Raw genomic sequence first — 14139 nt, 5'->3', positions numbered from 1 at the left:
TCAAATCTCCCGCTCGAAGTGCACAAGGCGCTGGGTAATGTCGCTGCGGGCTTCGCGTATCTGGTGTTCATCCTGGGTGTCGAGCATTTGCTGGAAATGGTTCGCCAGGCTGGCGATGTACTCGCGGCCCTCCCCGAGGCTTTCCTGGTACAGCCGGTCGAGCCGGGCGAGCAGCAGGGTGTTGATCTGCTGGTCGCGTGGGTGCACTTTCAGCGCTTCGAGGGCGGCCAGCCGCTGGGCGATTTCTTCGGGGGCCAGCACCCCCGGGTTGTTCTCGATCACCAGTCGCCGGGTTTCGCCATTGATCGGCAGGTGGACCTGGGCTTCGAGCAAGCCGTTGTTGTCGTAGGTGAAGCGCACATCCAGGGTCACTTCACCGGCCTTGCGCGGCGGTACGGGGATCTCCAGCTCACCCAGGAAAATGTTGTTGCTCACCAGGCGGCTTTCGCCCTGGTAGATGCCCAGCCGCACCACTTTCTGGTTATCGCTGAGGGTGGACACGTTGCGGGAACGGCTCACCGGCACCACGGTGTTGCGCTCGATGATCGGCAGGTAATGGCCGCTCTGGAAACCGCCGCCCACCTGCATGGACGTCTCGATGCCCAGGGTGTAGGGGCAGACGTCGGTCAGGACGACCTCCTCCAGGGACGCATGCCGTGCCTGCAGCGCCGCCTGGATGGCCGCCCCTTGGGCAACCACTTCGTCCGGGTTGAGCTGCATGGCCGGGATCCGCCCGAACAGCGTGGCGACCAGCTTGCGCACCAGTGGCATGCGCGTTGTACCTCCTACCAGGAGGATTTCATCCAGGTCCGCGACCTTGATCCGGGCATCGCGCAGCGCCCGTTCGATCGGCGCGCGCAAGCGGTCCAGCAAGGGTTGGACGACCGTCGTAAGATCGCCCTGGGTCAGTTCCAGGTGCCATTCACGGGATTGTTCGCGAAGGGTGAAGCGCGCAGCCTGGGCCTGGCCCAAGGCATGGCGGACCCGCTGTGCTTCGCGCCGCAAACGCTGGGTGATGGCCGGCTGGTTGAGGTCGGGCAGGTCGGCGGCGCCGATCTTGGCGATGAAGTGCTCCACCAGCAAGTCATCGAAATCCTCGCCGCCCAGGAAGTTGTCGCCGGCGCTGGCGCGAACCTCCATCACGCCTTCGAACAGTTCCAGGATCGACACGTCAAACGTGCCGCCGCCCAGGTCGAACACCAGGAACGTGGCTTCGTCCCGCTGTTCGAGGCCGTAGGCCAAGGCGGCAGCGGTGGGTTCGTTGATCAGCTTCTCGATCTTCAGCCCCGCCAGCTCGCCGGCGATACGCGTCGCCTTGCGCTGGGCATCGCTGAAATACGCCGGCACGCTGATCACCGCTTCGTGCACCGGCTCGCCCAAGGCGCGCTCGGCATCGGCCTTGAGGCTGCGCAGCAGCATCGCCGAGAGTTCTTCAGCGCGATAGACGCGGGCGCCGAGTCGCGTTTCACGGGCGCTGCCCATGTAGCGCTTGAACAGGGACGCGGTGAGGTGGGGGTGGGTGTGCAACCGCTCGCGGGCGATGTCCCCGACGACCAACTGGCCCTCATCGTCGAGGCCCACGACGCTCGGCGTCAGGAAGTTGCCCAAGGCGTTGGGGAGGATCCGGGCATGTTCGCCATCCCACGCCGCCACGAGGCTGTTGGTGGTGCCCAGGTCGATACCAATGATCACAGTCACTTTTCCTTAAATGACGCGCCGGGCCATGCAGCGCCCTGGTCGCGGGTCAGTCATTACAGTTACGCCGGAGGGCGCAGCACCCTGGCTGGGGTTATCGGCAGCGCCGGCCAGGCGCTTTAATTCACCCACCGCTTCACACCGATTTGGTCCGCGCGCCATTATCCAGAGGTTGGAGAACAAGCTCCAGTCGTTCGTCGTGGCGAGGGGCGGCGGTGGCATGGTCAACCGAGCCCCATCAGGTGGGCGCGAGGACCTGCGTCGCTGCGAAACGGTCTGCCCAGCGGTTGTCCTGGCGAAACTGCCCGATGGTGGTGCGGTCACTGGGGCAGGCAAGTGCCTGGAGGGCGGTTTGACGCAAGTCGGTGCCTTCATCCACCAACCAGACCCCCGGCGCTTCGCCGCGCAGGGCCATCTCACCGAATCGGGTGGATATCACGGGCAGGCCGAGGGCCCGGTACTCATAGTATTTGATCGGGTCCACCGAGGCGGTCAGCTGGTTGAGCTTGAAGGGAATCAGCCCTACCGAGAACGTCGCCATGGCGGCAATGGCCTCGGCATGGGCGCGCTCGGGAATCAGCTCGATGTTGGCCGGCAACGCGCCGGGCGGCGGGGTGAACACGGGGCCGATCAGGCGAACCGGGTTGGCCGGGTTGGCGCGGGCCAGGGCAATGACCAGGTCCCAGTCGAACCAGTGCCCCATCGTGCCGACATAACCGAGCACCTGTTGTTTGGGACCCAGGTCCAGTTGCTCCACCGGTGCCAGATGCTGCAGGTCGCAAGCGTTGAGGGCCAGTTCGACACGCTTTGCCACAGCCTGGTGCCGGTCGCGCAGGGCCGTGGAGGACACCAGCAGGTGAGGCACCCGTCGAATCAACTGCGCCTGGCGCCGTGCCATCGACCGTCGGGACAGGCCTTGGTAGAAGGCCGGGAAATCATCCATGGCGTCATACACCGCCGGGCTGTCCGGCAGGCGCGCGAGCAACTGCAGCGCCAGTTCCGAAGGCTTCGCGACACAGATCATGCTCGGCCCTTCGGCGCAGAACTGTGCGACGCGCCTGAACGTCTTGCGCCATAACGGCTTGAGGACCAGCGCCGCGCCGGGGATAGGTTCGATGGGCAGCGCCGGGGGCTGGCAAAGGCGCAACCAGGGCGGTACGGCGATGTGTTGTGGGCCGGCTGATGGAGGCTTGCGCCTGAAGTCGTTCAGCGAGGGCAGGCGGGTCGGATACGGGTCGATCCACAGCACCGGTTCTCCGGTCTGCTCGTGATACCAGTGGACGAAATGATGCGGGCGCTGGCTGAAGCTGGCCCATGGCACCGGCGACAGATAGATCAGGCGCATGGCGACAGGTGCTGCCTCAGCACATCGACGATCCGCCCGGCGGCCTGGCCATCGCCGTAGGGGGAAATCCCCCGGGCCATGTTCTGGTACGCCTGAGGGTCATCGAGCAAGCGTTGGGCCTGTTCGAGGATCGCCTGTGGGTTGGCGCCCACCAGCTTGACCACCCCCAGGTCCACCGCTTCCGGGCGCTCGGTTTCCTCACGCAGCACCAGGACCGGCTTGCCCAGCGCCGGTGCTTCTTCCTGGACGCCACCGGAGTCGCTGATGATCAGGTAGGCGCGTTTCATGGCCGCGATGAACGGGGCGTAGTCCAGGGGCGCGCACAGCAGGATGTTGGGGACCTGGCCGAGCACCTGGTGGGCCACTGCCTTGACGTTGGGGTTGGGGTGTACGGGGTACAGGATCTGAATGTCCGGGTTGCGTTCGGCCAGGCAGCGGAGCGCCTGGCAGATATGCAGGAAGGGGGCGCCGAAGTTTTCCCGCCGATGGGCCGTGACCAGCACCAGGCGCTTGCTGGCGTCCAGTTCGATATCCAGGGGCACGGGGTGTGCCGCGGTCATCAACAAAGCATCGATCACGGTGTTGCCTGTCAGGATGACATCGGCGGGGGCGACGCCTTCACGCAGCAGATTGTCCACCGCGCCCTGGGTCGGCGCGAAATGCCAGCGGGTCAGCTTGCCGGCGATCACCCTATTGGCTTCTTCAGGGAAAGGGTTGTGGATATCCCCGGTACGCAGGCCAGCCTCGATATGGCCGAAGGGAATCTGCAAGTAGAAGCATGCCAGGGCCGCGCTCATCACGGTGGTCGTGTCGCCCTGGGCCAGGACGACATCCGGTTTTTCGGCCTTCAGCACATCGTCGAGTGCCAGCAGCAATCGTGCGGTCAACGTCGCCAGCGACTGGTCGGGCTGCATGAGGTCCAGGTCCAGGTCCGGGGTGATTGCGAAAAACGCCAGCACCTGGTCGAGCATGCCTCGGTGTTGGGCGGTGGCCAGCACCCGGCAGTCGATGCCGTCCTGTGCCTGGAGTGCCTTGATCACCGGGGCCATCTTGATGGCTTCCGGGCGGGTGCCGACGATGCAAAGTACCTTGCGGGTCATGCCTGTTGATGTCCTATCGTTGTGTTGCAAGGGCGCGTCCGATCCGGTCCGCGTTGGCCATGAGGGTCAGGGTGTGGGATTTCTCGGAGAGACCAGGCAGGCAAGCACCGTCGACAACGTGCACGCCGGGCAGCCCGGCGACCTCTCCCAGGCTGTCGGTCTCTCCGACGTCGGGCCGTGCCCGCATGGGCAGGGTGCCCGCGTAATGGATGTCCGCCCCCGGCTGGGCCAGGGTGAAACTCATCGGCATCAGCAGCGCACCCATTTTCCAGTAGATCCGACGCAGCCTGGCCTCGGCGTTCTTCATGAGCCCTGGCGCCTCGGGTTGCAGGCCGCCGGTAACGCTCAACGAGCCATCGGGGCGTAACCTCGCCGTGTTGTTGGACAGATGGCCAGGCAGGAAGATATTGCCGACCAGGCAGGCACTGAGCAGGTTGTTCGACAGCTCGATGGCCAAGCGTTTGCTCATCGGGATCCGGCTGACGAATTCGCTCATCGGCAAGCCCGTGGTGCTGAACGTCGAGCCGAAGGCACAGGTGCCGGCCGCCAGCTCCAGGGCGAACGATAGCTGACCCAGGCCAAATGTCGAAACCCTCGGCGTGCCGAGCATGCTCGGCAGCCAGAGCAGGAAGGCGGCCGTGGGCGAGGACAGCAGTCGCACCGCCGCGGTGTGGTTCAACTGCTTGAGCACGAGCCGGGTAGTGGCCAGCGTGCCAGCCGCCAGCAGCAGGCGCCGTGCGCCCACGCGTCGGGAGGCATGACGGTCGCTGATCACCCACGAGCCGTCCGGTTGACGCGAAAGATCATCCACCAGCACACCCTGGATGTGCTGGAAGCCTGGGTACTGCTTGAGCGTTGCCAGTTCCTGCGCTGCGCTGTACAGCGCCTGGTTCTGGCACCCCCACAGGCAATTGCCGGACAGATCGCACGCCTTGCGTTCCCCCAGCGGTTGGCTCAACGCCGCCACCCGCGAACGGCCCAGGCGAAACCCCAGGGCGGGAAAACTCGGTTGACGGCGTGTGTAGCGATCAAGCAGCCGTTGATGCAAAGGGTCCATCGGCAAGGGCGGTTGGGACCACTCATCGAGGCCGAAGTAGCTGGAAAGATCATCGTCGGCTTGGCCGCTGATCCCGATTCGCCGCGACACCGCTGCATAGGATCGTTCCAGTTCGGCGTAATCGAAGGGCAGCGCGGGCAAGTCGCTGGCGTCCAGGCGCGCCACGCCACAGCCCCAGGCATTCGACAGCCCGCCGGTGGCCAATGAGCCGACCCCGATGAAGTGCCGGGTGTCGATGCGGTTGCTTTCGTTGAACCCGCGAAACACATGCGCGTGGGTGGGCGTCTTCAGCTTGGGGGAGACCGCTTCCTGTTGGTTCAGGCCGTGGAAGTCTTCGCCAATCAACCATTTCCACTGGGCTTCGTCCCGGGTGCGGCTCGTGAGGTACGGGGCCAGCGGCGCAGCCGAGATGCCGCCGTCGACCTGGGCATCGACCATGAGCACGGTCAGGCCTGCCTTGACCAAGGGGTAGGCGGCCGAGGTGCCGGCAGGGCCACTGCCGACGATGATCACATCGAATTCAGGCGTCACGCGGGGCTCCAGCGTCAAGGACCAACCGGCGCGCCAGTGGACGACACAGCGGGGTCACGGCCCGCCATGCGAGGGCCTTGGCCGCGATCCATCCCAGCGTCATCAACGTCAGGACGAAGCCACGGGGCTGATGCGTGCCGAGAAACCGCCTGGCGCCGACGGGGCTGGCTTCGGCCAGGGCGAGCGCGGCCTGCAGGCGCCAGGAAAGGTCCTGGCCACCGGTCGCCGCGAGGACGCCGGGGTTGTCCAGCAGGCTCACCAGGACCGGCCAGCGTTTCAACAAGGGCGAGCGAATGGCCGGTCGGGTTCTGCCGGCCTGTTCCAGGGCCTTGACGTAGCGGCTGACCAGGCTGCTCGGTGGTGTGCTGCCGAGCAGGTAGCCCAGCAGCACTTTGCCTTCCTCGAGGCACTGCCGACGTTGTCCCCGGCCGGAGCGGTGCAGGCCGTCCGCCAGGGGCCGCAACACGATGCCGAGTTTTTGCAGGCTGGGGGCGGTGTCCAGGGTGGGCAGGTGGATCAGCGAAAAGATCCGCTCCAGCCCCAGCTTCGTGCCCAGCGATTGGCCGAGGCACCGGCGCAGCAGGGCGAGCAGTGCTACCGGCACGGGAACGGGTAGGCGCATCGTGTGGACCCTGTGTGTCGCGATCGCCATGAGAAAGCGGCCAAAGGAAATCGGCTGCACCGCACCCAGGCTCAGCACCTCGGCGCGAATGTCCTCACGCTCGACCACGGCCAGGATCGAGGCGGCCAGGTCATCGACATGAATCGGCTGTACGCAAGGCGCCGGCACCAGCATCGGGATGACCGGGAAGCGGCGCACCAGCCTGCACAACAGGCCAAAGAGCCCACGCTCGGGACCGCCATACACCTGGCCCGGGCGAATCACCACGCCTCCGGCCGCCAGCACCGCTTGTTCGATCCGCCATTTGACCTGGCCGTAGACCGTTGGCGCGCTGGCCTGGGCCGTCTGGCTGGACATGAAAATGAACCTGGCCGAGGCTTGTCGGGCGCACTGGATCAGCGCCTCGGCGGCCTGGACCTCGGCGTCCGCGCCCATGCCGGACTCAGGCGCGGTATTGGCCGCCAGGTGGATAAACGCCTGGACACCGGCCGGGCATTGCGGGGCGGGGTCCCGCAGGTCGTAGGGGAGCCAGGCATGGGCGCGAGCGCACGGCGTGCGCGTGGCGCAGATCACCTCATGGCCGTCCGCTGCCGCGCGGTCGGCCAGTGGTAGGCCGATGTAACCCGTTGCACCGGTAATCAGCAGCTTCATGATCAGGCGCCTTCCACGCGGTCGGGCCGCTCGGACGCAGGCGTCTTGGCGGTGAACACGAACCACTTGCTGATCGAGTACGTCACGAAGACGCAGGCCACGTCGGCAACGAATTTCACCGCGCTGGGGTGGTCGACGACATACAGGCCGGCGCTGAGCAGGGCCGAGGCGAGCGGAATGTTGACCGCCAGCAACGCGAAGTAGCTCAGTGCCTGGGCCTTGCCGTTGCCCTGGTTCGACTTGAACGTGAAGTGGCGATGCAGGAAGAACGCGAACAGCCCGGCGACGACCTTGCCGGCGATATTGGCCAGCACCGGCTCATCCCGGAAAAAAACCAGGAGCAGCAGGAACGTGCCCATGTCCAGGGCATAGGCCAGCAGTTGGATGGCGCCATACCGAACGAAGGTCAAGGCTTGCTCCTGATGACGACAATGTGATGCAGGCCCAGCACCCGTCGCAGGGGATAAAGTAGTTTTTCAACGACTTTCATCAAGGGGACCAGCGCGTCGGGCAGCAACTGACGGAAGTTCAAGCCGCCCGAGACCAGGTACCGAGGATAGTTGCCGCAGATTTCCTGGTGGAGGATTTCCAGGCCAGGGTACTTGCGTTCGAAGGCTTCGCGGTCCCGCACGAAAACGATGTAGCTGAGCGCCTGGTTGGCACCGTTCATGGGGCCGGTAGAGGGTGTTTCCCACGATGGGAAGTGCCTGTCGAAGCCCTCGGACTTGAACAGGCGCTTGTACAGGAACGCGGCAAGCGGGCCGTGAAAGGGCTCGATCAGGATGGCCCCGCCACCGGGCACGAGGGTGCGTTCAAGCTCGCTGAAAAACCGATCAGGGTGAGGAAAATGGTGGAAGCAGTTCTGGCCGTAGAACGCCCTGACCGAGTGATCGCCCAGGCTCATCGATTCTGCATCCAGGGCCATGTCCAGGTGCTCGGTGGCGACGATGTCGGTGGCCAACACGCCAGGGTAGGTGTCGCGCATTGGCGCGATCCCGGCGCCGATTTCCACTTGCAGGCCTTCGACCTTGAAGTGACGCTCGGCCAGGCGATGAAAGGCATGGTGGAACTCGACGAACACGTCCTTGAGCATCCGCTTGCGTTCGAGAATTCGCTTATGCAGCTCAAGGCGCTCGACGCCGTCGACATCTAATGTCTTGAGCGAAGGGTCGGCCAGAAAATCCCTGAGCGCCTTCACGGCTGCTTTTTCCGCAACGAGGTGGCATGGCGGCGTCTCGAATGCCTTGGCCGGTTGGGCACCGAGGCGATGTCGTAGCCGAGGAAGGCCATGACCAGTTGCAGCCCCAGCAGCAGCGGCAGCGCACTGAGCATCACGGTCCCTGCGGGGGTCTGGACGCCATTTTGCGCCGATTCGTACCAGTGGTAGCTGCCGAACACGGTGCCGAACAGGAGCATGAGTAGCCCGATGGGCAATTCGATCGAGGCCAGGGACATGTCCCGCAGGTAGTAGTTGTAGAACACGCGCTTAGTGAAGTTGCGCAGGTGCTTGAACAGAAACTCGCCAATGATTTTCGAGACCGCCAGGTGACTGGTTTCGTCGCCATAGCGCGCCTCCATCGGAATATCGACCACCACGGCGCGCACGGTATTGAGGCGGAACAGGATGTCGGTCTCGAAGAAGTAGCGTTCGCTGACCTTGTCCAGGGGCAGGAGCCGGGCGACGTCACGATGGATCGCGGTGTACCCGTTGGTGGGGTCGAACAGGTCCCAGTAACCCGTCGACAGCTTGGCCATCAGTGACAACACGGCGTTGCCGAACAGCCGGACCCGTGGCATCGACTGGACTTGCTCCAGGTTGAAAAAGCGATTGCCCTTGGTGTAGTCGGCCTCGCCGGCCAGGATCGGCTCGATGAACAGCGGGATCAGGGCCGGGTCCATCTGACCATCGCCATCGATCTTGACGATGATGCTTGCGTTGTCCGCGATGGCTTCCCGGTACCCGGTCATCACGGCCCCTCCGACACCTTTGTTGACGGCATGGGGCAAAACCCTGACCCTGGGGTCGGTGCAGGCCTGCAGCACATGCTGGCCGGAGCCGTCCGGGCAGGCATCGTCGATCACGTAGATGCGCCACACCTGCGGGCCGATGGCCTCGATGACATCGATGATGTGCGCCGTCACCCGGTAGCAGGGGATGACGACCGCGACTCGAGGTTCTTCCGTGAAAAGCTCTGTTTTTGAGTTCATCGATATCGCTGGCTATTGTCTGAATGAAAGGGACTTGAACGCCACGGGCGTATCGGTATGCCCGGAGGCATAGACGATCGCGACGACGGCTTCCTCAGGTGCCACCACGGTCATTTCATGGGTCGCCCATTGCGGCGTGCAATCGAACGTTTCGATGCTGGCGGAAATGAACCGGCCTTGGGCATCCATCCAGTTGGTCTGGATTCTTCCGGACGTGGGCTGCGTCGCACAGCGTGCCGACACTGCGCTGGTGAAGCTCTGCCCTGGCGCCACCTCGACACGTTGGGTGGCCGGCGTGTTGACCGTGACCGTAAGGGTTTTGCGCGATGCGTCATAGGACGAGGGCTCGGTCAGGTGCCAGCCTTCGAGGTCGGACAGGTCGGGGTTGAGCAACCGTTCGAGAGGGACCTGATGGACTTTGCGCAGCTCCAGCCCGCCCATTTTTGCATACGGCTCGGACACGGCCAGCAGACGCTCGCGCTGCGCGGTGGGTGTGCTGGCATGGTCGATGATCAACCAGTTCACCTGGCGCTGTCGCAACCGCTGCAGCAGGGCCGGCGGCGTGGTTGCCTGGTCGACTTCACGGGTCCATTTCACGTTGTACCAGGAGGCGTATAACGCATCGCTTTTCAGGCCCGCCATCGAAGGTGGCGCAAAGACTGCCACGGGCCGATTGCCCACGTTCAGCGCGTTGACGACGTCGACCATTTTGCGGATCGGCAGGTTCTGCGCCAGATAGGCATCCCGCCCGGCCGCACTGAACAGTGCGGCCGGCTTGATCTGGCCATAGTAGGTGGCCGCCTGGATGAACAGCACATTGGCCAGCACCAGCACGGCGCCAACGATCATCCCCAGTGTCCTCGGGAAGTGCCTGTGGTCGGAAAAGGGCAGGGCGAGGACCACGGCAAACAGGGCAAAGGAAGGGAATATGTAGCGCAGGTAGGCCGTCGAGTGGAACGACAGGACAATCGCACCGGCGCCGAGCAGGAGTAGGCACCAGGCTTTGCGGTTGGTCCCCAGCAGCAGGGCGACGGCCGCGGTGGGCACCAGCAGCCATTGGAAACCGGCGGCACCGTCCTTCCCCTCGATGAACCGGGGGGCCTTGAAGACCATGCGATAGAGGGTGTCCCACGTGACCCCCTTGTCGAAGATGGCCGGCGCCTCGAAGTTGACGCTTGGCCAGAGTGGCGATTGAAAAATCGCGTTGAAAAACGGGAACACGGGATTGCCGGTCAGGAACCACGCCGAGAAGTACGGTGTGAGCCCCGCCACCAGCAGGCCGAGGCTGCCCAACAGCAGCGCCCGGATGACGCCGGGGCGGATCCAGGCCCGGTACTGCACCAGCAGGAGCACCAGCAGGACCGGCAGAATGCTCAGGGTCACCGCTTTGGTCGCCAGGGCAAACCCCAGCAGCAGCCCGGCCAGGATCAGCTGTGAATGACGCTGCGCAACTTGCGAGGTGAAGCGTGAGGCGTTCAGGATGGCCAATGACCCGGCCAGGACGAACGCGGTCCACGTTGATTCGATGAACAGGCTGCTGCTCTCGGCGAAGGCCAGGGGCGTGGACAGGAAGAACAGGCTCGCCCATCGGGCACTGGTGGCCGTGCCGCCGGCCCAGATCGTCAGGTTTCGGACCTGCCACGCCACCAGCAGCGTGAACGCGCAGTTGGTCAGGCGCGAAGCGGTTTCGCCGGCCAGCATGTAGACGATGCTGTAGATCCAGTCGGCCAGCATGGGCATGACCGCCCACACGTAGGTGCTGGCGTCGAAACCCCATTGGTGCCGCTGGGCCAGTTGAGACGGGACGAACAGGTGCATTGCCAGGGCGTCGTAGCCGACCTCCGGCATGAAGGCGACCGCTGCGTGCAGGCAGGCGATGGCGACCAACAGGCTATCCAGCAGGGTCGCCAGCGGTGCCTGCGGCGCGCGTTCGGTGCGGACCTGCGCCAGGATTCGGCGAACACTCGCCGCGGCGTCGGTATGTCCGAACACGAGGGGCAGCGACAGCAGCGCGGCATACAGCCCGGGGTAATTGATCGGGAAGTAGGCGGCCAGGCCCGTCAGCGTACCGAACGTGCCCATCCCGACCAGCAACGGGACCGTCCAGTCGGTGGGGGTTCGCTGGCCCAGTATCCATTTGCCGAGGGTGTGGGCGGACAGCGCCAGCACGGCGACCACGATCATCGGCCAGGCCTGGCCACCGGCGATGGACAAGCCCGCGATCAGGCCCAGGCCGAGCACAAACGGCGGCTTGCGGGTGAGGGCGGTGAGCGCGCCAATCGCCAGCGCGGCCAACAGGATTGTCTGGGTGGCGCTGTTCATCGACGGCCATGGCAGCGTCGAGAAACCGTACAGGCTGACCACCGTGCTGGCCAACAGCACCAACACCACCGTCGCGTACTTCAAGCTGTCTGTGTGCAAGGTATCGTCTCTGCGGTTCAACACGTCGGTGGCTTGGGAGGAACCATGGGCGGCCTATACGTCCCGGTACACATGCGGGACCCAAGGCCCCCATTTGCTTTCGTAGAGGGCTTTGTTCTTCTCGAAAAGCACGCGTTTCTTCTGCGCGCCCAACTGGTTGAACGAGGCGGACAAATGATGGTGGACGAACACGTCCTCGGCACAGAAGGCGCGCAGGCCAAGCTGCTGGACGCGGCGACAGTAGTCATCATCTTCGAAAAAGCCCAGGCCATACTCTTCGCAAAGGCCGCCGATCCGTGCGTAGGTGGTGCGCGGGAACATCACGCAGAAAAAAGCCAGGGTGTTGATCTCGAAGCTCTCGCCCATGCGCCCATAGGTCAGCTCTGCCGACTCGACGTGCATGTCCTCGATCAGCTTGTAGCGGGTGCTGACCTTGGCTTCATTGCCGATGTTGTTGGTGATCGGGCCGATGATCCCGATGTTCTGGTTGTCCCGCAGGTGCCGGAGCAGGCCCTTGACCCAGCCGGCCGTGACCACGGTGTCGTTGTTGAGGATCACCAGGTAGTCGCCGCTGGCTGCGGCGAGGCCCACGTTGTTGCCCGCCGCGAACCCCTTGTTGTCGGGGTTGAGGATGACGATCCGGTCTGGGTGTCCCTTCGCCCAGTCAGTGAGGAAGGCAGGGGTTTCGTCGCTGGAGTGGTTGTCGACGACGATGATCTCCAGGTTCGGGTAGTGACTGTGGGTCACCAGGCTGTCGAGGCAGGCCTGGGTGAGCGCGAGGTTGTTATAGGTCAGCACCACGACGCTGACCTTGGGTTGAGGCAAGGTGTCGATGGCCTGGCGCAGGCTCGCGGCGCGATGTCGCCAGGTCTGCTGCTGGGCGAACGAGCGACGCGCCTGCAGCGTGGACTGCGCCTCTGGCAGGGCCTGCAGAACCTCGCGTATGGCCGCGACGAAGTCCGTCGGGTTTTCGGCCGCCCGCACCCGATCGCCGAACTTGCTCAGTTCCGGCAGTTTCACCGAGACCACCGGTTTGCCCGCGCTCAGGTATTCATAGACCTTGACCGGGTTGGTGGCGAGGGTCAGTGGAATGACCTTGAACGGCAGCAGGCACACGTCCATCGCATGCAGGTAGTAAGGCAGCGAGGCGTAGGGGACCTCGCCTTCGAAGACCACGTTCGGACAGGCCTTGAGGGCTTTTTTCGCCTGGGTCGTGTCATTGCCGATCAGCAGTATCAGGTGCTGTGAAAAAGTCTGGGCGACGTGCTGAATCAGGTCCAGGTCGAACCATTCGGCGATAGCGCCGTAATAACCAATGATCTTGCGGCCCTTGGCATCCTGGTAAATCTGCTCGGGACGCTGGCTGAAGAAAGAGTATTCACTGGCATTGCGGATCACCGCGACGTTGGCGTTTTCGCGCCGGGCGTGTTGTTCGATCCAATCGGAGGTGGCGACCAGCAGGTCTGCCCGGCGCATCAGGGCGATTTCCAGGTCGAGCAGTTCCTGCGCCACGTTGCCAAAGCCTTCGTGGTGGTCCATGCAGTCATAGATCAGCGTGGAGTTGGGGATGCGCCTGGCCAACGGAAACCAGTAGGCATGCTGGACAATGCAGTCCACCGCGCCGACCTTTGCCCAGCGCAGCAGCATGGCGATGCTCTGGCACAACTGGCCGATTGCGGCGGCCGAAGGCGGGGCGTGATAAATGGCCGGCGCGCCGCAGACTTTGAGGCGAATCTGGAACAACCGCCTGGAGGCATCCAGCGCCTCGACCTCGAAGCCGGGCGCCTGATCGTCGATAAAATTGTTCGAGATGTAGAAGGTCGTCTGGCCGGCCTTGGCCAGTTCCTTGGCCAGGTTCTGCGGACGCTGGATGCGGAAGTGCCAATCGATGACGCCGAACATCACCACGCAGGGTTGCGTAGTGAGAGGCGGCGGTGGAAGGTTCACCAGCAGGGCTGGCAGCGGCTGGGACGCTTGCTCCGGTGATGCCGCTGACTGGCCGGGCACGGGTTTGCGTCGCTTGAGCCAGCGTCGAAGCTGGCTCGCCAGCCGGCTTTTGCGCTGGGCATCGAGCGGCAGCAAGGCGAAGACCCGCCGGGACCATCCATACAGGAATTTGCGGATCGAATAGCGCAGCGGAGCGCGCTCGATGGCGTGGCTCCAGTCCGACAACTTGAGGAGTTCGGCATGCTTGCCGGCCAGGCGATCCTGCAGGTCCGTGGCCTGGTCGGCGAGAGCGGCCGCTTCATCGGTTTTTGCCTGTAGCGACGTCGTTGCCGCAGCCAACTGCTGTTGCTGTTCGCGCAACTGCACGCGCAGCCGCCCGGTCTCGCGCTCCTGGGATGCCGCGCGGGCAGTGACCTCTTTCAGGTCCCGACGCAACTGAGCGATAAGCTGGTCGCGGTTCTCTATTTCCTTGACCAGTTGGACGGCTTCCACGGACCGGGTTTCTGTCGAGCGCCTCAGTTGGTCGATGCAATCAGCCAGGCGGTTGAGCTGTTCCATGCGG

10 protein-coding genes are annotated in these 14139 nt (G+C 64.3%); all 10 read right to left on the bottom strand.

All coding sequences use genetic code 11. From position 1 onward, the window contains the following. On the bottom strand, positions 1–1692 hold the full coding sequence (locus VM99_09255) for a 2-alkenal reductase (protein ID AKJ98236.1): 1692 nt from the start codon (positions 1690–1692) through the stop codon (positions 1–3). 241 nt (positions 1693–1933) lie between these two features. Next, the gene (locus VM99_09250; GenBank protein ID AKJ98235.1) at positions 1934–3040 is read right to left on the bottom strand and encodes a glycosyl transferase; all 1107 of its coding nucleotides are present in this window, start codon (positions 3038–3040) and stop codon (positions 1934–1936) included. Continuing rightward, positions 3031–4140, bottom strand: coding sequence for a UDP-N-acetylglucosamine 2-epimerase (locus VM99_09245; protein AKJ98234.1), 1110 nt, complete (start codon positions 4138–4140; stop codon positions 3031–3033). The genes VM99_09250 and VM99_09245 overlap by 10 nt, the downstream gene beginning before the upstream one ends. A gap of 13 nt (positions 4141–4153) precedes the next feature. Then, on the bottom strand, positions 4154–5728 hold the full coding sequence (locus tag VM99_09240; GenBank protein ID AKJ98233.1) for a 4Fe-4S ferredoxin: 1575 nt from the start codon (positions 5726–5728) through the stop codon (positions 4154–4156). Beyond that, the gene (locus tag VM99_09235) at positions 5718–6815 is read right to left on the bottom strand and encodes an epimerase (GenBank protein ID AKK01722.1); all 1098 of its coding nucleotides are present in this window, start codon (positions 6813–6815) and stop codon (positions 5718–5720) included. Before VM99_09235 ends, VM99_09240 begins: the two co-directional genes overlap by 11 nt. 188 nt (positions 6816–7003) lie before the next feature. Further along, on the bottom strand, positions 7004–7411 hold the full coding sequence (locus VM99_09230; GenBank protein AKJ98232.1) for a polysaccharide synthesis protein GtrA: 408 nt from the start codon (positions 7409–7411) through the stop codon (positions 7004–7006). Next, positions 7408–8094, bottom strand: a complete 687-nt coding sequence (locus VM99_09225; GenBank protein ID AKK01721.1) for a methyltransferase — start codon at positions 8092–8094, stop codon at positions 7408–7410. The genes VM99_09230 and VM99_09225 overlap by 4 nt, the downstream gene beginning before the upstream one ends. A gap of 101 nt (positions 8095–8195) precedes the next feature. Next, a complete protein-coding gene (locus VM99_09220; GenBank protein AKJ98231.1) occupies positions 8196–9209 on the bottom strand; it encodes a glycosyl transferase family 2 in 1014 nt (337 codons plus the stop codon). Positions 9210–9221: 12 nt separating this feature from the next. Further along, positions 9222–11654 carry a glycosyl transferase gene (locus VM99_09215; protein AKJ98230.1) on the bottom strand — a complete coding sequence of 811 codons (2433 nt, stop codon included), beginning with the start codon at positions 11652–11654 and terminating at the stop codon, positions 9222–9224. A gap of 30 nt (positions 11655–11684) precedes the next feature. Beyond that, positions 11685–14135 (bottom strand): glycosyl transferase, encoded by a 2451-nt coding sequence (locus VM99_09210; GenBank protein AKJ98229.1) that lies wholly within the window; start codon positions 14133–14135, stop codon positions 11685–11687. Between the last annotated feature and the right edge of the window lie 4 nt (positions 14136–14139).

Source organism: Pseudomonas chlororaphis, from assembly GCA_001023535.1.
GTDB classification, from domain to species: Bacteria; Pseudomonadota; Gammaproteobacteria; order Pseudomonadales; family Pseudomonadaceae; genus Aquipseudomonas; species Aquipseudomonas chlororaphis_E.
The sequence above is the reverse complement of the archived record's forward strand: the minus strand, read 5'-3'. Positions and strand labels throughout refer to the sequence as shown.